Raw genomic sequence first — 17,892 nt, forward strand, 5'->3', positions numbered from 1 at the left:
GCCATTTGCGAGGTGAGCAATGGGCCCAGTCGTTACCGCACGTCCCCCCCAAACCCTTTATGTGACCATTCGTCGCGATGAATTGCGCCTACTCAAGGAAGAACGCGATCTACTGCTTGATGAAGTGACGCAACTGCGCATGCAGCTGCAACACGCACAGCTGTCCCACCAGAGCCAGTCCCTGGCTCGGTAACCGCCCCAGCGGCATAACGTCGGGAAGTGGCGCTGGGCAGACTGGTGTCATTTCCATGTAAACCTGCCATGCGCATGTGTGACGAGAACATTTATCTGTGGGAGCAAGGTTCTGTGGGAGCAAGGCTTGCCCGCGATAGTCGCGCCGCGGTTGAACAGCCAAACCGCGTTATCGTTCATCGCGGGCAAGCCATGCTCCCACAGGCCATGCTCCCAAGGCTTGCCCCACAGGTCTTGCTCACACGGATATGCCCTCACCACAGGTGCACTTACACCTCACCTGCGTTTTGTAACCGAAAAACTAACAAACTTTTCACAACCTCCTCGTAATACTCCCCGCCTTTAAGATTGCTTGGCGCAAGCCTGCGGTTACCAATCCGGTGCCGGCAGCTTCGTCGATATAGGCTGGAGCGCTTGATGAGCTTGTTCAAACGCAGCAAAACGACTGCGAAAGGTTTCGACTGGGCCGGATTCGGCTGGCTGTTTCTGTTCTTCTGGTACTTCTCGGGCATCACCCAACTGCTCATTCTGCTGAGCGACACCTCCGGTTTCACCGGCTTTCGCCAAGCGTTCGTGATGAGTGCGGTGTGGCTGGCGCCCCTGTTGCTCTTCCCTGCCCGTACGCGCTTGTTCGCCGCATTGATCGGCGTGGTGCTGTGGGCCTGCTCCATGGCCAGCCTGGGCTACTTCTTCATTTACCAGCAGGAATTTTCCCAGAGCGTCATCTTCATCATGTTCGAGTCGAACGTGTCTGAAGCCGGCGAGTACCTGACCCAGTATTTTGCCTGGTGGATGGTGGCGGCGTTCCTGGCCCATACCGCCGTGGGTTATTGGCTCTGGACTCGCCTGCGCCCGGTGTACCTGCCTCGGGGCCAGGCCTTTGTAGCGGCAACCGTCATCGTGCTCGCCGTGGTCGGCTATCCGCTGGTCAAGCAGACCCTGCGCACCGGCAGCTTCGCCGGCGGCCTGGAGAAGTTCGAAGATCGAATCGAGCCGGCGGTGCCCTGGCAGATGCTGGTGGCCTATCGCCGTTATGGTGAGCAGTTGCAGAACATGCAAGGCATGCTCCACAGCGCGAGCAAGATTGCTCCTCTGAGCAATCTCAAGGATGCCATGGCTGAACAGCCGGCCACCCTGGTGCTGGTGATCGGCGAATCCACCAATCGCCAGCGCATGAGCCTCTACGGTTACCCGCGGGAAACCACGCCGGAGCTGGACAAGCTCAAGGACCAGCTTTCGGTGTTCAGCAACGTCATCACCCCGCGGCCCTACACCATCGAGGCGCTGCAACAGGTGCTGACGTTCGCCGACGAAGAGAGCCCGGACCTGTACCTGAGCACACCTTCGCTGGTGAGCATGATGAAGCAGGCCGGCTACAAGACCTTCTGGATCACCAACCAGCAGACCATGACCAAGCGCAACACCATGCTCACGACCTTTTCCCAACAGGCCGACGAACAGGTGTACCTGAACAACAACCGCAACCAGAATGCTGCGCAGTACGATGGCGATGTGATCGAGCCATTCAACAAGGCCCTGGCCGACAGCGCCCCACGCAAACTGATCGTGGTGCACCTGCTCGGCACCCACATGAGCTACCAGTACCGGTACCCGCCGACCTTCAACAAGTTCACCGACCGCCAAGGCGTACCGGCGAGCCTGGGTGACGATCAGGTCCCGACGTACAACAGCTACGATAACGCGGTGCTGTACAACGACTTCGTCGTGTCCAGCCTGATCAAGGATTATGCCAAGACCGATCCCAATGGCTTCCTGCTGTACCTGTCGGACCATGGTGAAGACGTGTTCGACTCGCCTGGCCACGGCACGCTGGGTCGTAACGAAGGCAAGCCGACCGCACCGATGTACACCATTCCCTTCATGGCCTGGGCTTCGCCCAAGTGGCGCGAAAACCATGACTGGAATTTTGCCGGCGACCTGTCGCGGCCCTACAGCAGCTCGCACCTGATTCACACCTGGGCGGACTTGGCCGGCTTGAGTTTCGACGAGCTCGATCGCAGCAAGAGCCTGGTCAGCGATGACTTCAAGGACCGTCCGCTACTGATCGGCAACCCGTATCAAACCCCGCGCAAGGCCCTGATCGACTTCAGCCTGATGCAGCCCAAGGCGCCATTGGCTGAAGTGGTGCAAAAATAATTGCGACCAACCAGGAGCGCGCTTTTACAGGGGCTTGATCCAGAACTGCATGATTCCGTGGGCCGGGTCGAACATGCCGGCGGCAAAGCCGAACTTGGCGTAGCTGGCCTGGGCCACGGCATTACCCTCGAGTACTTCCAAGGTGATCTTGCAGCAACCGCGCTGACGGGCGATGTCCTCGACCTTCTGCAGCATCTTCTGGCTCAACCCGAGGCCGCGAAATTCCGGCATGACCGCCACGTCATGGATATTCACCAGGGGCCGGCAGGCAAAGGTTGAAAACCCTTCGAAGCAATTGACCAGCCCCGCCGGTACGCCGTTGACGAACGCCAGCACGCTGAAGGCATGAGGGCGCTTGGCCAGTTCCTCAGGCAGGTGCAGCAGCACCTCGGCCGGCAACGGATGCCCGCCACCCATCGGGTCCTGTGCATACCCGTTAAGCACATGACAGATCGCTTCGGCGTGGACCGGGTTGGTGTAGCTGGCTTGTAGAACAAGGATGTCCTTGGCTTCTTCCATGACCTTCCATCTCACTTCAGTAGTACCGCGGCACAATGCCGTCGGCGGGATACAGGTCAGGCGTACTGACCAAAACGTTGCATTTGCATTTCCTGGAGGCGACTGAGCGTACGGCGAAACGGGAATTGCAGATAGCCCTCGGTGTACAACTCATCCATCGGCACCGCCGCCGAAAGGCACAGCGGCACCTTGCGGTCATAACATTCATCGACCAAGGCAATGAACCGCCGTACGCCGTCGTCGTGGACCGACAACTGCGGCAACTCACGATCACCGGCCACGACCCGTTCAACGCCATCCTCGGTACCACGGGCAATGCGCCCTTCGCGCTGTTCGGCACTCAGGCAGGGCACGTCACTGAGCAGGATGACGCCGAAGCGGTCGCACAGCGCCATGAAATCCAACGCTGAGAACGGTTGTTCGCACACGTCGGCGTAACGGCTCCAGAGCACGGTATCGCTGGCCTGGACCGATTCAAGCAGACGATGGCCCACTTCGATCGGCGCGCGGCTCGACACCTGCCCGGCGGTCAACAGGTCAAAGACATCGCCCAGCGGGTCGGGTTGCCCTGGATCGCGCAACCAGTAACGCTGCTGCAATTGGCCCGGGTGCTGGCGATGGTCTTGCCAGCCGTTCACCGGCACGACCTGCATGTGCTGCTTGATCGCGGTGATGGTCGGCAGGAAGCGCTCACGGTTGTGGCCGTTGGCATAAAGCTCTTCCGGCGGCAGGTTGGAGGTACTCACCATCACCATGCCCAGCTCGAACATCACCTGGAACAAGCGCCCGAGGATGATTGCGTCGCCAATGTCGTTGACGAACAGTTCGTCGAAACACAGCACCTGTACTTCGGCGCTCAACTCCCGGGCCAGGGCCTGCAAAGGGTCCGGCGTGCCGGTGAGCTGGAATGAACGCTGATGCACCCACGCCATGAAATGATGGAAGTGCTGACGACGGGCCGGCACCTTGAGGCTTTCGTAAAAGCGGTCCATCAGCCAGGTCTTGCCACGCCCCACCGGACCCCAGAGATAAACGCCCTTGATCGACTTGCGCCCTTCGTGTAACGCCTGGTGGCATTGTTCCAGGGCCATGATGGCCAATTCCTGGGCCTCATCCTGGACGAAACCGTGGTGTTCGATGGCATGCTGCCAGGCACCCAAGGGGGAGTCAAAAGTCATACGGCCCGGATCCGGAAAACGAAGGTGGGAAGTATGCCATGACAGCATGGGGTGATGAGTCATTCACCTGCTTGTGGACTCAACGCGACCCCCTGTGGCGAGGGAGCTTGCTCCCGCTCGGTTGCGCAGCAACCGCAAAAACTTGGGGCCGCTGCGCCCGAAGCGTCGGACCGGCCCAGCGGGAGCAAGCTCCCTCGCCACAACAGCGTTCACCTCCTGGCACAACAGCACTCATTTCAGGGGGCAGGATGTTAAATAGAAATATCCAACCGACTGATCTTGCCCTGCTCATCGAGCCGGAAGGTATAACGCAGCTCCAGCGGGCTGCCAGGGAATGTGCCGGAGATCAGGTTGTGCACCAGCACCTTGCCCGTGCGCTGCTGCACATTGAGGACCTCGACGCGCGGCTGGAAGCGCTGGGCGGTGTCTTCCATCCATTGGGCGATGGCCTGGGTGCCGACACGGTGTTGGCCTTCATCGAAGACATTGGCGTCCTCGGCGAAGAAACGCGTCACCGCCGAACTGTCACGGGCATTGGCAGCCGCGATGTAGCCGGCGATGGCCGGGGCCAGGGAAGAGACGGGGTTGGACATGGCATGGCTCCTTGTTTTATCGATCTGGCACCATGCTAGAACAGCGTTGTGTCAGTTTTTGTCAGGAGTGAAACGCCCGGTTTCGTCCAGCTTCATCAGTGCAAACCAGTCCCGCAGCAAATCGCTGCGCCGGCCTGGATAGCGCTCGCCCTGCTCGGTGGCCGAGGCAATCCGGTCGGTGCGAAAGGTCCGATAGGCGCCGCGCAATTCGCACCAGGCCACCACCACCCGCGCCTCATTGAAAAAGCCCAGGGCCAGCGGCCAGATCAGCCGTTGGCTCGGGGTCTTGTTCACATCGGCGTAGTCGATGTGCAGCTTGGCCTGGGCGCGAATGGCCTGGCGGTAGACATTCAGCTCCACGGTGTTCTGCGGATAGCCATAACCCGGCGGGCCAGGCAGCACCGTGGGGTTGCGCAACGCGTCCCGCACATCCGGGGCCAGCACCGCGGCAACCTTCGCCAGCGCGTCGGCGGCGGCCTTGCCCAGCACCTCGTCGGCGCGCTGATCCACGTAACGCAAGCCCAGCACAATGGCCTCGATTTCATCGGCAGTGAACATCAGTGGTGGCAGGAACAGGCCGCTGCGCAACACATAACCGATGCCCGCCTCGCCCTGGATCGGCGCGCCAAGGGCCGTGAGTTCGGCAATGTCGCGGTACAAGGTGCGCTCGGAGACGTTCAGTTCCCCCGCCAATGTCGCGGCGGTGACTGGGCAACGCTTGCCCCGCAGGACTTGCAACAAAGTGAGCAGCCGAGTGGTACGCGACACGATGGACTGTCCGCAAAGAAAAGATGACGCAGATTAGCAGAGGCTGGTGTCAGAAACTGTCAGGAGCCCTTTGACGGATGAGTCAGTGTGGTATGAATCTGTGGAATGAGTCTTTGTGGTGTGTGGGCTTTTGTGGCGAGGGAGCTTGCTCCCGCTGGGCTGCGCAGCGGCCCAAGCTGTTGCGGTTGCTGCGCAACCGAGCGGGAGCAAGCTCCCTCGCCACAAAAGCGCTCTCGCCAGGGTATCGTGCTCAATCGCTTCCGAGTTTTTTCATCCACTGAGAGTCTATCCATGCGCAGAATCCTCGGCCTTTCCGTTTTCCTGATCATGCTCAGCCTGAGCGCCTGCGCCCTCTTCCCGCACCGTGACCCGCTGAACATCAACGTGGTCGGCATCGAGCCATTGCCCAACCAAGGCTTGGAGGTGCGCTTCGCCGTGAAGCTGCGTGTGCAGAACCCCAACGAAACCGCCATCGACTATAACGGCATGGCCTTGGACCTGGAGGTCAACGGTCGTAGCCTGGCGACCGGGGTCAGTGACCAGGCCGGTTCGATCCCGCGCTTTTCCGAAGCGGTCCTGAGTGTGCCGGTGAGCATTTCGGCGTTTTCCGTGCTGCGCCAGACCCTGGGCCTGAGCCAGACCCAAAGCCTGGACAACCTGCCCTATGTGCTCAAGGGCAAGCTCGCCGGCGGCATGTTCGGCACGATGCGCTTCGTCGACCGCGGGACCCTCGAGCTGCCGGGCTCCGCGGCGACGTGGTGAATCACGCCGTGAAGCGCACGCCGGGCTTGGCGCGTTCGTCCACCACCAGTTCGAACACGTCCGGCCTGGCGTAGTGCCCGACCACGTCATAGTCGTAGCGTGCCCGCACCAGATCATCAGTGTCGATTTCGGCGGTCAATAACCCGGCGGTGTCTTTCAGCGGCCCGGCGAGCACATCTCCCATCGGCCCGACAATCACACTGCCCCCGGCGATCAGCGGCCGCTCGGCCGGCCAGTGCGCGACGTCGATACCCAGGGACTGCGGCGACGCCTGGACCTGACAGGCACTGACCACAAAACAGCGCCCTTCGTGGGCGATATGGCGCATGGTCACCTGCCACATCTCCCGCTCATCAACTGTCGGTGCGCACCAGACTTCCACGCCCTTGGCGTACATCGCGGTGCGCAGCAGCGGCATCATGTTCTCCCAGCACACCGCGGCGCCGACCCGGCCGACCTGGCTGTCGATCACCGGCAAGGTCGAGCCATCGCCCTTGCCCCAGATCAGCCGCTCGGTGCCGGTAGGCATCAACTTGCGGTGCCGGGCCACGAGGCCCGCATCGGGTTCGAAATACAGTGCGGTGCAGTACAGGGTGCTACCGACCCGCTCGATGACGCCCAGTACCAGGCTCGTCCCGGAACGCGCCGACAGCCCAGCCAGCGCTTCGGTTTCCACGCCGGGCACATCAATGGCGTTGGCAAAATAGCGGGCAAACGCCTCGCGCCCCTCCGGCAGCCGGTAACCCAGTTGCGTCCCGAACCCCTCGCCCTTGGGATAGCCACCCAGCAGTGCTTCAGGCATCACTACCAGGCGCGCACCGGATTGGCGAATGGCGTCTTCGTAGGAAAGGATCTGCGCCAGGGTCTCGTCCTTGCCACCGGGCAACGAGCCGATCTGCAGGGCAGCCACAATGGATTTGGGCATGGGTTTAAACTCCTTGATCATCAGGTGTTGCTGATTCTCAAGCAGCGACCGATCATGAATAAAGCCCCGAACACTGCTAAATGTTATGAACCCCGTGAATATCGCTGACATCGACCTCAACCTGCTCAAGATCTTCGAAGCTCTGCATGACGAATCCAGCGCCAGCCGCGCCGCCGTACGCCTGGGGGTAACGCAATCGGCCATCAGCGCCGCATTGCGCCGGCTTCGCGATGTGTATGGCGATCAATTGTTCGTGCGTACGGGACGGGGGCTGGCACCGACGTTGCGGGCCAATCAACTGAAACCAGTGATCAGCGAAGCCCTGGATAAATGTCGCCAGAGCCTGGCGATGATCGACCCGGACGCCAGTCATTATGACGGTCGTTCGGTCATCGTCGGCCTGTCGGACGATTTCGAGATTGCCCATGGACGCCGCCTGATCGAGGAAGTGGCTCGCCGCGCGCCGGGCCTGCGCTTGATTTTCCGCCAGACCCACAGCCAGATCGTTGGCCGGGCCTTGATGGAGCGCGACTTTGACCTGGCGATCACGGCGGGCGGTTTCGCCCAACGGTTGCTCAGCCGCCAGGTGTTGGGCGAAGGCGACTACGCCTGCCTCCTGGACGCGGTGAGCCTGGCCCAAGACCAACAAACCCTCAGCCTGGAGGACTTCGTGGCCCGCGAGCATCTGCTGGTGTCTTCGGGGGGCTTCATCGGCATCACCGACGAGGGGCTGGCCGGGCTTGGCCTGAGTCGGCGCGTTTGCGCCTCGACCACGCACTTTGCGGCGTTGCCGTTCCTGCTCAAGGGCAGCCAGGCCGTGGCGACGATTCCGACCCACGCCGCCCGGGCCATCGCCGACCTCAGCGGCCTGGCTTTGCTGCCCTGCCCCCTGGCCTTGCCCCGCTACCCCATCGAACTGGGCTGGCGAACCCAAACGCAAATGGACCCAGCGGTGATCAAGGTTCGCGAGGCCATTACCGCCACGTTCGCCTGAAGCTTACTTACTTGTTGGCGGCCATCAGGCGATTGACTTCACTGCGCACCATGTTGGCGTATTCCGGCGGCGACATGCCGTCCAGTTCGGCACGCACCCACTCGGCCCACTTGCCCTTGCGCTTGGAGCGCTCGCCGAACAGGCGGGCGGCATCGCCCTTGGCTTTGCCCAAATTGTTCTGCCACAGTTCAAAGAGTCGGGATTTTTCGTCTTCCAGCGCGGCGCGCTCGGCCAGGGGCTTGTCAGCCAGATTGAAGCTCATGGGAATTACCTGTTGCGTAAATAGGCGCCATCTTACACCTTGCAGGGAAACGTCTTAACCACGATTTGCGATGGAGGGCCCTATCAGGCCCGAGCGCTGCAACTTTTGTACAAGCGCAACACTCCATTGTTCAATGCCATCAATCCACAAGGAGTACTTCCATGGCCCGTAAAGGCACCGTGCAAACGAACGGAGAGCAAATCAAGGATCAAGCCTTCAGCGAACTGAAGGCGTTGATTGAAGAATCGGAGAAGCTGCTCAAAAGCAGTGCCTCGTTGGTGGGCGAAGAAGCTGAAGACCTGCGAGGCCAGATCTCCCAGAAACTGCAACAGGCCCTCGATTCGGTCGCCAGCGCCCGGGAGCGCACCCGTCCGATGGTCGATGCCACCGAGGTCTATATCGGCGGCCACCCGTGGCAGACTGTGGCGATTTCCGCGGGGTTCGGGCTGGTGGTGGGCTTGCTGTTGGGGCGGCGTTAACACTCTTCCAGAGTTCCCACAATTATAAGACTGATTAAAACTGTGGGAGCGAGCCTGCTCGCGATGGCGGTATGTCAGCCGGCCTCAATGCTGCTGAACCACCGCCTTCGCGAGCAGGCTCGCTCCCACAGGGATCTGTTGAATGGCATGCAATGTCTAACCATCCACAAGGTATCGCCTTAAGCCACAGGCCCCACCCGCAGGATCGACACATCCTCCCCGCGATACAACGCCTCGACCTTCCCTGCCCGCCACTGCAACACCGCCCGCTGGTTGATCGAGCCCTTGTCGGTGATTTCACCGCGGTCGATGGAGGCCGGCTCATCGAGCAGCGCAATCCACTCCACACGGCTGGCGTTGCCACTGGCTTCGCGGTTCAGGCGCTGCAGCCAGTCAGCGAACCATCGGCGTACCGGCGGGCTGGCAAGGACCTGGGCATCGCTGGCCTCCGCCCCCAGGCCTGACAGGCGTCGGCATTCCGCAAGTCGTGGAAACACCAGTGCGCCCAGGCATTCGCGATCCGGTGCGGTGATCACCAGGTCCTGGACATAGGGCGTGCCTTCCAGCACCGCTCGGTTGCGCAACGGGCCGACGCTGACGAATACCCCGGAGGACAATTTGAAATCCTCGGCGATCCGCCCATCGAACATCAGTCCCAGTTGCGGATTGCTCGCATCGGCCAGCTTGATCGCGTCCCCCGAGCAGTAGAAACCGTCCTCGTCGAACACCTCGGCAGTCTGCTGCGGCGAGCGCCAGTAGCCAGGCATGATGTGCGGCCCGCGAAAGCGCCCCTCGAACTTGCCGTCCACCGGCACCATCCGGACTTCGCAACCAGGCGCCGGCAGGCCGATGTAGCCGGCCATGGACAAGGGCCCGGTGGTGAAGGTGCAGGACGGCGACGCCTCGGTCATGCCCAGGCCGGCCATCATGCGGATACGTTCGCCGCAATGCTGTTCGGCGACCCTGTCGAGCCGGTCCCAGGTCGTTTGCGACAAGCCCGCCGCGGCAAAGAAGAACAGGCTGATACGCTTGAAAAAACGCTCGCGCAATTCACCGTCCCGCTCCAGGGCGCTGACCAATTCCTCCCAACCCTTGGGCACGGTCAGGTAGGCAGTCGGCGAAATTTCCTTGAGGTTGCGCAAGGTTTCGGCAAAGCCCTGGGCGGTGGGTTTACCGTCGTCCAGGTAGAACGTCCCGCCGTTGTACAGCACGATGCCGAGGTTGTGACTGCCACCGAAGGTGTGGTTCCACGGCAGCCAGTCCACCAGCACTGGCGGCGTCTCGCCGAACACTGGAAAGGTCTGCAGCAGCATCTGCTGATTGGCACACAGCATGCGCTGGGTGGTGATTACCGCCTTGGGCAGCTTGGTGGAGCCGGAAGTAAACAGAAACTTGGCAATGCTGTCCGGGCCGGTAGCGGCGAACGCCTGCTCGGCCTCGACGCCACCAGGTTGGGCCAGCAGGCTGGCGAAGCTTGTCCTGGGCCGGCCGGCCATCTCGCCACGCACGGTAATCAAGGGGACGTCCGCCGGCAATACGGCATTGATCGCCCGTTCGAACGGTGCGGCTTCGCTGACAAACACCAGACCCGGCTGCAACAGATCGCAGACGTGGCGCAGCTTGGCGAAATCCTGGGACAGCAAGGAATAGGCCGGCGACACCGGGCAATAGGGAATCCCGGCGTACATCGCGCCAAGGGCCATTTGCAGGTGCTCGATGTCGTTGCCGGAGAGCAACGCCAAGGGTTTCTCCGCCGACAATCCGTAACTCAGCAGGCTTTGGGCGATGGCCCGGACGCTGTCGAGCATCTGCGCATAGCTGACGCGACGCCAGTCACCGCCCGCTTCACGGGCCGCGATAAAGGTCTGCTGTGGGCGCACCTCGGCCCAGTGCACCAGGCGCTCGAGCAAACGCGCGGGCAATGGGGCCAGGGGTTCCAGGGAGCGCATGTGCAAGACGCCGCGCTCTTCCCGGACTTCGACAGCAGGATGACCAATCGACACCTGGCGATAACGCCCGGCCTCGGGTCGGGAGGACGATCTGGACTCGGAACTCACGTACATTTCCTCCACCAAGGCACACTCGGGTCGCGATGCGAGCGGAGCGTGGCAGCCTGGGCTGCGGCCTTGTCATTATTATTCTGGCCTGCATCCGGGCGGCGGCTTTCGAGGCTCGACCGCCCGTGATGCGACGGGTTTCAGATCGGGTAATGCCGCGGACCGTTCTGCAAGGTCACCCAACGCAACTGGGTGAAATGCTCGATGGACGCCTTGCCGCCAAAGCTGCCGTAACCGCTGGACTTGACCCCGCCGAAGGGCATCTGCGCCTCGTCGTGCACCGTCGGCCCGTTGATGTGGCAAATGCCCGACTCGACCCGCTGGGCCAAGGCCAGGGCGCGGCTCGTGTCGCGACTGAAGATGGCGGCCGACAGGCCGAACTCGGAATCGTTGGCCAAGTGCAGCAGTTCTTCATCGCCGTCACCGCGCAGCAGCACTGCCACCGGCCCGAAGGACTCTTCACGGTACAGGCGCATTTGCGGGGTGACGCCGTCGAGCAAGGTCGGCTGCAGGATGCTGCCCTCCAACTGCCCACCGGTGACCAGCGTCGCGCCTTTGGCCAAGGCATCGTCGATCAGCCCCTTGATGCGCTGGCCAGCACTGGCATCGACCAACGAGCCCAGCACCGAATCGCCAGCCGCCGGATCGCCGGCACGCAAGGTGGCGATCTTGGCGGTCAACTTGGCGACGAACGCATCCGCCACGCGGGCATCGACGATCAATCGCTCGGTGGACATGCAGATCTGCCCCTGGTTGAAGTAGGCCCCGAAGGCCGCTGCTTGTACGGCGGCGTCCAGGTCGGCGTCGTCCAATACCAGCAGCGGCGCCTTGCCGCCTAGTTCCAGCAACGCCGGCTTGAGATGGCGCGCCGACAATTCACCGACGATGCGCCCGACATGGGTCGAGCCGGTGAAGTTCACTCGGCGCACCGCCGGGTTGGCGATCAACCGTTCGACAATGGCTGGCGCATCCGCCGGGGCATTGCAGATCACGTTGACCACGCCGTCGCCCAGCCCGGCGTCTTGGAGCACCTGGCCAATCAAGCGGTGCACCGCCGGGCTGATCTCGGAAGCCTTGAGTACCACGGTGTTACCGCAGGCCAGGGGCATGGCGATGGCGCGGGTCGCAAGAATCACCGGAGCGTTCCAAGGGGCGATGCCCAGCACCACGCCACAAGGCTGACGCAGGGCCATGGCGAAACTGCCGGGCACGTCGGAAGGAATGATTTCGCCGTTGATCTGGGTCGTCATGGACGCGGCTTCACGCAGCATGTTCGCCGCCAGGTGCACGTTGAAGCCGTACCAGTTGGCCATGGCGCCGGTCTCACCAGTGGCGGCGATAAATTCACCACTGCGGACCTGCAATTGCTCGGCCGCACGCAACAGACGTGTACGGCGCTCGTTGGGCGCCAGCGCGGCCCAGGCGGGAAACGCCGCTTGGGCTGCGGCCACGGCGGCATCGGCGTCTTCCAGGGTGGCGGCAGCCACGCGAGACACCACCTCACCTGTCACCGGGTTGCAGCGCTCGAAGGTCCGGCCGTCACGGGCCGGGCACGACTGGCCGCCAATCAACAGGGGCACGTCCAGCATGAGATGACTCCTAGTTATGAGAACGCAGTTTTAAGCCACAAGCTGCAAGCTTCAAGTAGAAGCGGTTCGAGTTGCACCTGCAGCTTGAAGCTTGAAGCTTGAAGCTTGCAGCTCATCGCTTATAGGTTTGCAGGCCCGGCTTGATGCTCTTGTCGTCCAGGAACTGTTTCATGCCCTGCTCGCGGCCACCCTCGGTGTCGAGCAGGCGCGACTGGTCGAGCTTGGCGTACAGGTAATCCTCGTTCTGCTCCCAAGTCAGTTCGCGGCAGCGTTTGAAGCCATGCTTGGCGGCCCGCAGCACCACCGGGTTTTTTTCCAGAAGATTGCGCGCCAGTTCCACGGTGACTTCGCGCAGCTGCGCCAGGGGTACGCTTTCATTGACCAAGCCCATCTCGGCGGCTTTCTGCCCGCCGAAGGTCTTGCCGGTCATGATGTAGTACAGCGATTGGCGATGGCCCACGGTGTCGGCCATGGCCTTGCTGACCAGGTTGCCCGGCGGAATGCCCCAGTTGATTTCCGAGAGGCCGAAGGTCGCTTCGTCGGCGCAGATCGCCAGGTCGCACGCCACCAGCGGGCTGAAACCACCACCGAAGCACCAGCCATTGACCATGGCGATGGTCGGCTTGGCGTACATGCGCAGCAGTTTCCACTGCCATTGCGACGCTTCGCGACGGATCTTTTCCTGGAGGATTTCCGGCCCCGCATCCACTTCGCGGAAGTATTCCTTGAGGTCCATGCCAGCAGTCCAGGCATCACCGGCGCCGGTCAGCACCAATACGCCGGCCGCTGGATCCTGCTCCAGGGTCTCGAGCACGTCGATCATCTCGCGGTTGAGGGTCGGGCTCATGGCGTTGCGTTTTTCCGGGCGGTTAAGGGTGACCCAAGCGATGCCCTCTTCGATATCGACCTTGACCGTTGTCCAGCGACCTTCGTAATTGCTCATGATGCGTGCTCTCTTGTTCTTGGCTGAAGATGATCAAAAACTAAACCGGAAAAATAGTTATGTCAATTAACTATTAATCGGTTTATCTGTATTTTTCAGAGACTGGGTTGAAGATTCAAAAAACTGAATGTGCCCAAGCCCATAGCCAGCGCGCCGCAACCTCGGCAAACTGCATAGCCTTATTAATCACTTACCTTGAGGAAGCTCACTTCGATGGCCAAGTCTTCCAAGCTTGCCGAACCCGCCGAGCCGCTGGTCGCCGGTACCGACGCGCAGGCACCGCTGGACTCCGCGCTGGACGAGCTGATCGGCTATGCCCTGCGTCGCGCCCAGTTGAAACTGTTCCAGAACCTGATTGGCCGGCTCGCCGTCCACGACCTGCGCCCCGCCCAGTTTTCAGCCCTGGCGATCATTGACCAGAATCCCGGCCTGATGCAGGCCGACCTGGCCAAGGCCCTGGCGATCGAACCGCCGCAGGTGGTGCCGCTGCTAAACAAGCTGGAAAGCCGCGCCCTGGCTGTGCGTGTGCGCTGCAAACCGGACAAGCGCTCCTATGGCATTTTCCTGAGCAAGACCGGCGAAACCCTGCTCAAGGAACTCAAGCACATCGCCGTCCAGAGCGACCTTGATTCCACCACGGCCCTCTCAGCGGCTGAGCGTGAGGAGTTGCTGCGGTTGTTGAAAAAGGTTTATCAATAACCCCTGTGGCGAGGGCGCTTGCTCCCGCTATGTGGGAGCAAAGCTTGCTCGCGACGAAGGCACCTCGATTTCTGAAGAACCGCGGTGCGTACATCGCGGGCAAGCCTTGCTCCCACAACAGCTCGCCAGGCACCTCAAAACTCACCAGATCGGCACGCTGTACGTCACCAGAAAGCGGGTCTGGTTCTCATCGCGAAACGCCGCCGTGCCCGGGAAGTCGTTGCGGTAGATCGATTTGCGCGCCAGCAGCCCGACGTTTTTCAGTGGGCCGCTCTGGATCACGTATCCCAGCTCCATCTGGAACTCGCGTTCCTTGCGATCCTCGGCATTGAGGGCCGCCAGCTCGATGTGGTCACCACGCACATAACGCAGTCGGCTCCTCAGGCCCGGCACGCCCATGGCCGCGAAGTCGTAATCATGGATCGCCTGCCAGGTGCGCTCCTTGGCATTGAGGAAATCCGAGCTCATGGTCATTTCACTCAAGCCCATCAGCTCGGTGCCGGACACATAAGGCGTGGCCGTATCGCCACTGGCGTGCATGTAGCCGAGGCTGACGCGGTGCCCGCCCAGACGATACCCAACCAGCGCCGAAACGTTGCGGTTATCCACCTTGCCTGCCTTGGCCGCGCCGTCTTCATCACTGAAAAAACTGCGCAGGTCGGTGGTTAGAACACCGTCGCCCAACGGCAGGTTGTGCAGCAACGCCAGGGTGTTCTGTTGGTACAGATCCGCTACTTCGGCGTGATAGGCACGCAGGCTGAGGTCTTTGTTGACCTGGTAGTCGCCGCCCACATAGGCCATATGGGATGAAGTCGCCGCACCGTTGAAACGACGATTGGGCGAGGCGATGCTCATGGGCTGGTAATCGGTGGAATCGCGCCGGGCGATGCGGTCGATATATCCGGTGTTCAACGTCAAGCCATCGAAATCCTTGGAGCTGAGGGTCGTGCCGCGGAAGGTCTGCGGCAGCAGCCGCGACGGGCTGGCAAAGGCAAACGGCAGGAAAATCGACACGTCGCCGGTCTTCACCGTGGTTTGCGCGAAACGCAGCTTGCCGGTCACGCCCAGGCGCGAATACTCATCCGCCGCGCGCTTGTCGCTGCTCGACACCGGCAACAGTTCAGTGCCGCTACGATCCGGCGACGAGTCGAGCTTGATGCCCAGCAATCCCCTCACGTCGAGGCCGAACCCGACCGTGCCTGGGGTGAACCCCGACTCGACGTTCATGAACACGCCTTGGGCCCATTCCCTGGCCGCGGTCTTGGCGCCGTCGTCCTTGTAGTCGCGGTCCATGTAGTAGTTGCGCAAGGTCAAGGTGCCGTGGCTGTCGTCGATGAAACCTTCCGCCCACGAGACCGGAGAACCCAGGCTCAATCCGAGACAGGCCAGCAGAGGGACAAGCGATGAAACAGGGCGCGCCTTCAGCGCATCCCGGGCAAGGTTTGGCATGTTTGGTGTCCATTTTTTGTTGTTGTTTTGATCGGCCCAACCTTGGCGAGGGGGGCCGTGCGAGCAAAGAATGGAAACGGCACGGGCGCTTCGTCAATCCGGAGTGACCGATAATCGAACATTAATATAATTAACTAATCTACTAATCCACCCCCGAATTCTTGCCAAGCTGCTGATTTTCATCGTGAACTGGCCAGTTTTAGACGCCCCGTCCGCGCCCTTCATTTTTTAGTTAGCTTTGTTAATCTTAAATGCACCCGCCGGTTTTTCTCCGAGCCGGTGTTCCCTTACAAAAACAATAAGAGGATTTGCCCATGGACCGTCCGGCGCGTCGTGCGACGCTGACCATCACCTTGTGTTTCATCGTTGCGTTGATCGAGGGTTTCGACCTGCAATCAGCCGGGACCGCCGCCGCAGGGTTGCGACAGACGTTTGCCCTCGACCCGAAAATGATGGGCTGGGTGTTCAGCGCCGGCATCATCGGGTTGCTGCCGGGCGCTTTCTTCGGTGGCTGGATCGCTGATCGCATCGGCCGCAAGAAAATCCTCATCGCCGCGGTCTTGCTGTTCGGGGTGTTCTCCCTCAGCACCGCTTATGTCGAACATTTCTCCAGCCTGTTACTGGTGCGCTTCATGACCGGCCTGGGCTTGGGTGCCGCCCTGCCCAACCTCATTGCCTTGTGCGCCGAAGCCGTGGGCGAGCAGCGCCGGGGCACGGCCATCAGCGTGATGTACGCGGGGGTGCCGTTGGGTGGTGCGTTGGCGGCAGTGGTCGCGATGCTGTTCGGCGAGCACTGGCAGATGACGTTTTTCATCGGCGGGTTGGCGCCCTTGCTGGTGGTCCCGCTGATGCTTCTGTGGCTTCCCGAATCCAGCGCCTTTCGTCAGGCACAGGGTGACAGCGGCTCCTCGCGCGGTTCCACCGCCCAGGCACTGTTCGGTGAAGGTCGCGGCCGTACGACCTTGGCACTGTGGCTGAGCTACTTCTTCACCCTGACGGTGATGTACATGTTGCTCAACTGGCTGCCATCGTTGCTACTTGAACAGGGCTTCAGCAAACCCCAGGCCGGCCTGGTGCAGATGCTCTTCAACATTGGCGGAGCCCTTGGCTCGTTGCTGGGCGGCCTGTTGCTGGACCGTTGCAATGGGGTCAAGGTGGTGCTGTTTGTCTACGCTGGTCTGCTGAGCGCCCTGGCCGGGGTCGGGTTGTCCGTTGGCATCGTGCCAATGGCCATCGCCGGGTTTGCCGCCGGGTTGTTTGTCATGGCTGCGCAGTTGGTTCTCTATGCGTTGGCACCGCCCTCCTATCCTACGGCGGTGCGTGCGACGGGGGTGGGTGCCGCGGTGGCCATCGGACGCCTGGGGTCGGTTGCCGGGCCTTTGGCCGCTGGGCAGATCCTGGCAGCCGGGGGTGGGACCACTGCTGTATTGCTGGCGACTTCTCCGGGGTTGGTGGTTGCTACGTTGGCTGTTCTTAGTGTGGTTCGTTATTCGGCTGGGCCGGGGTTGGGTGCGGCGAAATCGGTTGTTTGACTTGGTGTGAATATCCGTTGCTGCGGTAACGGCCGCTTATGGTTCCGCCGTGACGGCGGGTCGTCCCCTATCAGATATCAGATCTGTGGGAGCAAAGCTTGCTCGCGATGGCGGTGGCTCAGTCAATGAAAATGTTGGCTGTGCCAGCCTCTTCGCGAGCAGGCTCGCTCCCACAGGGGGGCACGGTACACCTGAATTTTTGTGCCTGCTGAAAATCCAGTGTGGGAGCGGGCTTGCTCGCGAAGAGGCCGGCACAGTCAACATCACTGCAAACTGATACACCGCCATCGCGAGCAGGCTCGCTCCCACAGGGGGGCACGGTACACCTGAATTTTTGTGCCTGCTGAAAATCCAGTGTGGGAGCGGGCTTGCTCGCGAAGAGGCCGGCACAGTCAACATCACTGCAAACTGATACACCGCCATCGCGAGCAGGCTCGCTCCCACATTCAATCTCCAGTGAATACAAAATTCATGTCCAACACAGAACCACTGTGGGAGCGAGCCTGCTCGCGAAGAGGCCTGCCAGCACAACATTCATGTGACTGAACCACCGCTATCGCGAGCAAGCTTTGCTCCCACAGATCTGATGGGTGTACGAGCGGGAGAGCCAGGTCGGCTTTAAGGCCGCCTCGGCTTGGCTTTTGATCTTGAGGCCCCGTTAACCACGCTGGCCGAGCGCAGGTATTGCGCAGTGGGCATCCCGGCATGGATGCCGGGATAGCCGCGCTGGGCCATGGATGGCCCTTCGCGGCGGGCCCACGGAGCAATGCCTTCGTTCGGGCATGCAGAGCCTA

General features: G+C 61.5%; 17 protein-coding genes. 7 read left to right on the forward strand and 10 right to left on the reverse strand.

Features of this window, described 5'->3' with window-relative positions; genetic code table 11:
• Positions 1–19: 19 nt before the first annotated feature.
• Together J3361_RS23680 and J3361_RS23685 are read left to right on the forward strand one after the other, a co-directional pair.
• Positions 20–193 (forward strand): DUF6026 family protein, encoded by a 174-nt coding sequence (locus J3361_RS23680; protein WP_013693491.1) that lies wholly within the window; start codon positions 20–22, stop codon positions 191–193.
• Between the two features lie 416 nt (positions 194–609).
• Positions 610–2,349, forward strand: coding sequence for a phosphoethanolamine transferase CptA (locus J3361_RS23685; RefSeq protein ID WP_207966564.1), 1,740 nt, complete (start codon positions 610–612; stop codon positions 2,347–2,349).
• A 24-nt stretch (positions 2,350–2,373) separates the two neighbouring features.
• Here J3361_RS23685 and J3361_RS23690 read toward each other — a convergent pair whose 3' ends face one another.
• From J3361_RS23690 to J3361_RS23705, 4 genes are all read right to left on the reverse strand, one after another.
• A complete protein-coding gene (locus tag J3361_RS23690) occupies positions 2,374–2,868 on the reverse strand; it encodes a GNAT family N-acetyltransferase (RefSeq protein WP_207966565.1) in 495 nt (164 codons plus the stop codon).
• A 56-nt stretch (positions 2,869–2,924) separates the two neighbouring features.
• Positions 2,925–4,046, reverse strand: coding sequence for a cell division protein ZapE (zapE, locus tag J3361_RS23695; RefSeq protein WP_207966566.1), 1,122 nt, complete (start codon positions 4,044–4,046; stop codon positions 2,925–2,927).
• 251 nt (positions 4,047–4,297) lie between these two features.
• Entirely contained in the window at positions 4,298–4,639 is a 342-nt protein-coding gene (locus J3361_RS23700) for a nuclear transport factor 2 family protein (RefSeq protein WP_053122268.1), read from the reverse strand.
• A gap of 51 nt (positions 4,640–4,690) precedes the next feature.
• Complete coding sequence (locus tag J3361_RS23705; RefSeq protein ID WP_060742566.1) at positions 4,691–5,407, reverse strand: YafY family protein; 717 nt, start codon at positions 5,405–5,407, stop codon at positions 4,691–4,693.
• 291 nt (positions 5,408–5,698) lie between these two features.
• Between J3361_RS23705 and J3361_RS23710 the strand changes: the two genes are divergently transcribed.
• Positions 5,699–6,169 (forward strand): LEA type 2 family protein, encoded by a 471-nt coding sequence (locus tag J3361_RS23710; protein WP_207966567.1) that lies wholly within the window; start codon positions 5,699–5,701, stop codon positions 6,167–6,169.
• A gap of 1 nt (position 6,170) precedes the next feature.
• Here J3361_RS23710 and J3361_RS23715 read toward each other — a convergent pair whose 3' ends face one another.
• Positions 6,171–7,094: a carbon-nitrogen hydrolase family protein gene (locus J3361_RS23715; RefSeq protein ID WP_207966568.1), complete on the reverse strand. Its 924-nt coding sequence runs from the start codon at positions 7,092–7,094 to the stop codon at positions 6,171–6,173.
• 85 nt (positions 7,095–7,179) lie between these two features.
• Between J3361_RS23715 and J3361_RS23720 the strand changes: the two genes are divergently transcribed.
• Entirely contained in the window at positions 7,180–8,088 is a 909-nt protein-coding gene (locus J3361_RS23720; RefSeq protein ID WP_207966569.1) for a LysR substrate-binding domain-containing protein, read from the forward strand.
• A gap of 7 nt (positions 8,089–8,095) precedes the next feature.
• On the opposite strand, the gene J3361_RS23725 is transcribed toward J3361_RS23720, so the two are convergent.
• Entirely contained in the window at positions 8,096–8,350 is a 255-nt protein-coding gene (locus J3361_RS23725) for a hypothetical protein (RefSeq protein WP_003181187.1), read from the reverse strand.
• A gap of 161 nt (positions 8,351–8,511) precedes the next feature.
• Here J3361_RS23725 and J3361_RS23730 point away from each other — a divergent pair, with 161 nt between their 5' ends.
• Positions 8,512–8,829, forward strand: coding sequence for a DUF883 family protein (locus tag J3361_RS23730; RefSeq protein WP_207966570.1), 318 nt, complete (start codon positions 8,512–8,514; stop codon positions 8,827–8,829).
• A gap of 179 nt (positions 8,830–9,008) precedes the next feature.
• On the opposite strand, the gene J3361_RS23735 is transcribed toward J3361_RS23730, so the two are convergent.
• The 3 genes from J3361_RS23735 to J3361_RS23745 form a co-directional block, all read right to left on the reverse strand.
• Positions 9,009–10,886, reverse strand: a complete 1,878-nt coding sequence (locus tag J3361_RS23735; protein WP_207966571.1) for a feruloyl-CoA synthase — start codon at positions 10,884–10,886, stop codon at positions 9,009–9,011.
• A 140-nt stretch (positions 10,887–11,026) separates the two neighbouring features.
• A complete protein-coding gene (locus tag J3361_RS23740) occupies positions 11,027–12,475 on the reverse strand; it encodes an aldehyde dehydrogenase (RefSeq protein ID WP_207966572.1) in 1,449 nt (482 codons plus the stop codon).
• A gap of 112 nt (positions 12,476–12,587) precedes the next feature.
• A complete protein-coding gene (locus J3361_RS23745) occupies positions 12,588–13,418 on the reverse strand; it encodes a p-hydroxycinnamoyl CoA hydratase/lyase (RefSeq protein ID WP_207966573.1) in 831 nt (276 codons plus the stop codon).
• Positions 13,419–13,631: 213 nt separating this feature from the next.
• Here J3361_RS23745 and J3361_RS23750 point away from each other — a divergent pair, with 213 nt between their 5' ends.
• Positions 13,632–14,117 carry a MarR family transcriptional regulator gene (locus J3361_RS23750; protein ID WP_207966574.1) on the forward strand — a complete coding sequence of 162 codons (486 nt, stop codon included), beginning with the start codon at positions 13,632–13,634 and terminating at the stop codon, positions 14,115–14,117.
• 141 nt (positions 14,118–14,258) lie between these two features.
• On the opposite strand, the gene J3361_RS23755 is transcribed toward J3361_RS23750, so the two are convergent.
• The gene (locus J3361_RS23755) at positions 14,259–15,566 is read right to left on the reverse strand and encodes an OprD family porin (RefSeq protein ID WP_207966575.1); all 1,308 of its coding nucleotides are present in this window, start codon (positions 15,564–15,566) and stop codon (positions 14,259–14,261) included.
• 314 nt (positions 15,567–15,880) lie between these two features.
• On the opposite strand from J3361_RS23755, the gene mhpT reads away from it, so the two are divergent.
• Complete coding sequence (mhpT, locus tag J3361_RS23760; protein WP_207966576.1) at positions 15,881–17,098, forward strand: 3-(3-hydroxy-phenyl)propionate transporter MhpT; 1,218 nt, start codon at positions 15,881–15,883, stop codon at positions 17,096–17,098.
• Positions 17,099–17,892: the final 794 nt, after the last annotated feature.

This window comes from Pseudomonas sp. OA65, assembly GCF_017498305.1.
Lineage (GTDB): Bacteria > Pseudomonadota > Gammaproteobacteria > Pseudomonadales > Pseudomonadaceae > Aquipseudomonas > Aquipseudomonas zanjanensis.

Bases quoted from the DNA above. Each gene is read 5' to 3' on its own strand.
- J3361_RS23680 (WP_013693491.1), top strand. From the start codon at position 20: ATGGGCCCAGTCGTTACCGCACGTCCCCCCCAAACCCTTTATGTGACC.
- J3361_RS23685 (WP_207966564.1), top strand. From the start codon at position 610: ATGAGCTTGTTCAAACGCAGCAAAACGACTGCGAAAGGTTTCGACTGG.
- J3361_RS23690 (WP_207966565.1), bottom strand. From the start codon at position 2,868: ATGGAAGAAGCCAAGGACATCCTTGTTCTACAAGCCAGCTACACCAAC.
- zapE (WP_207966566.1), bottom strand. From the start codon at position 4,046: ATGACTTTTGACTCCCCCTTGGGTGCCTGGCAGCATGCCATCGAACAC.
- J3361_RS23700 (WP_053122268.1), bottom strand. From the start codon at position 4,639: ATGTCCAACCCCGTCTCTTCCCTGGCCCCGGCCATCGCCGGCTACATC.
- J3361_RS23710 (WP_207966567.1), top strand. From the start codon at position 5,699: ATGCGCAGAATCCTCGGCCTTTCCGTTTTCCTGATCATGCTCAGCCTG.
- J3361_RS23715 (WP_207966568.1), bottom strand. From the start codon at position 7,094: ATGCCCAAATCCATTGTGGCTGCCCTGCAGATCGGCTCGTTGCCCGGT.
- J3361_RS23720 (WP_207966569.1), top strand. From the start codon at position 7,180: ATGAACCCCGTGAATATCGCTGACATCGACCTCAACCTGCTCAAGATC.
- J3361_RS23725 (WP_003181187.1), bottom strand. From the start codon at position 8,350: ATGAGCTTCAATCTGGCTGACAAGCCCCTGGCCGAGCGCGCCGCGCTG.
- J3361_RS23730 (WP_207966570.1), top strand. From the start codon at position 8,512: ATGGCCCGTAAAGGCACCGTGCAAACGAACGGAGAGCAAATCAAGGAT.
- J3361_RS23740 (WP_207966572.1), bottom strand. From the start codon at position 12,475: ATGCTGGACGTGCCCCTGTTGATTGGCGGCCAGTCGTGCCCGGCCCGT.
- J3361_RS23745 (WP_207966573.1), bottom strand. From the start codon at position 13,418: ATGAGCAATTACGAAGGTCGCTGGACAACGGTCAAGGTCGATATCGAA.
- J3361_RS23750 (WP_207966574.1), top strand. From the start codon at position 13,632: ATGGCCAAGTCTTCCAAGCTTGCCGAACCCGCCGAGCCGCTGGTCGCC.
- J3361_RS23755 (WP_207966575.1), bottom strand. From the start codon at position 15,566: ATGCCAAACCTTGCCCGGGATGCGCTGAAGGCGCGCCCTGTTTCATCG.
- mhpT (WP_207966576.1), top strand. From the start codon at position 15,881: ATGGACCGTCCGGCGCGTCGTGCGACGCTGACCATCACCTTGTGTTTC.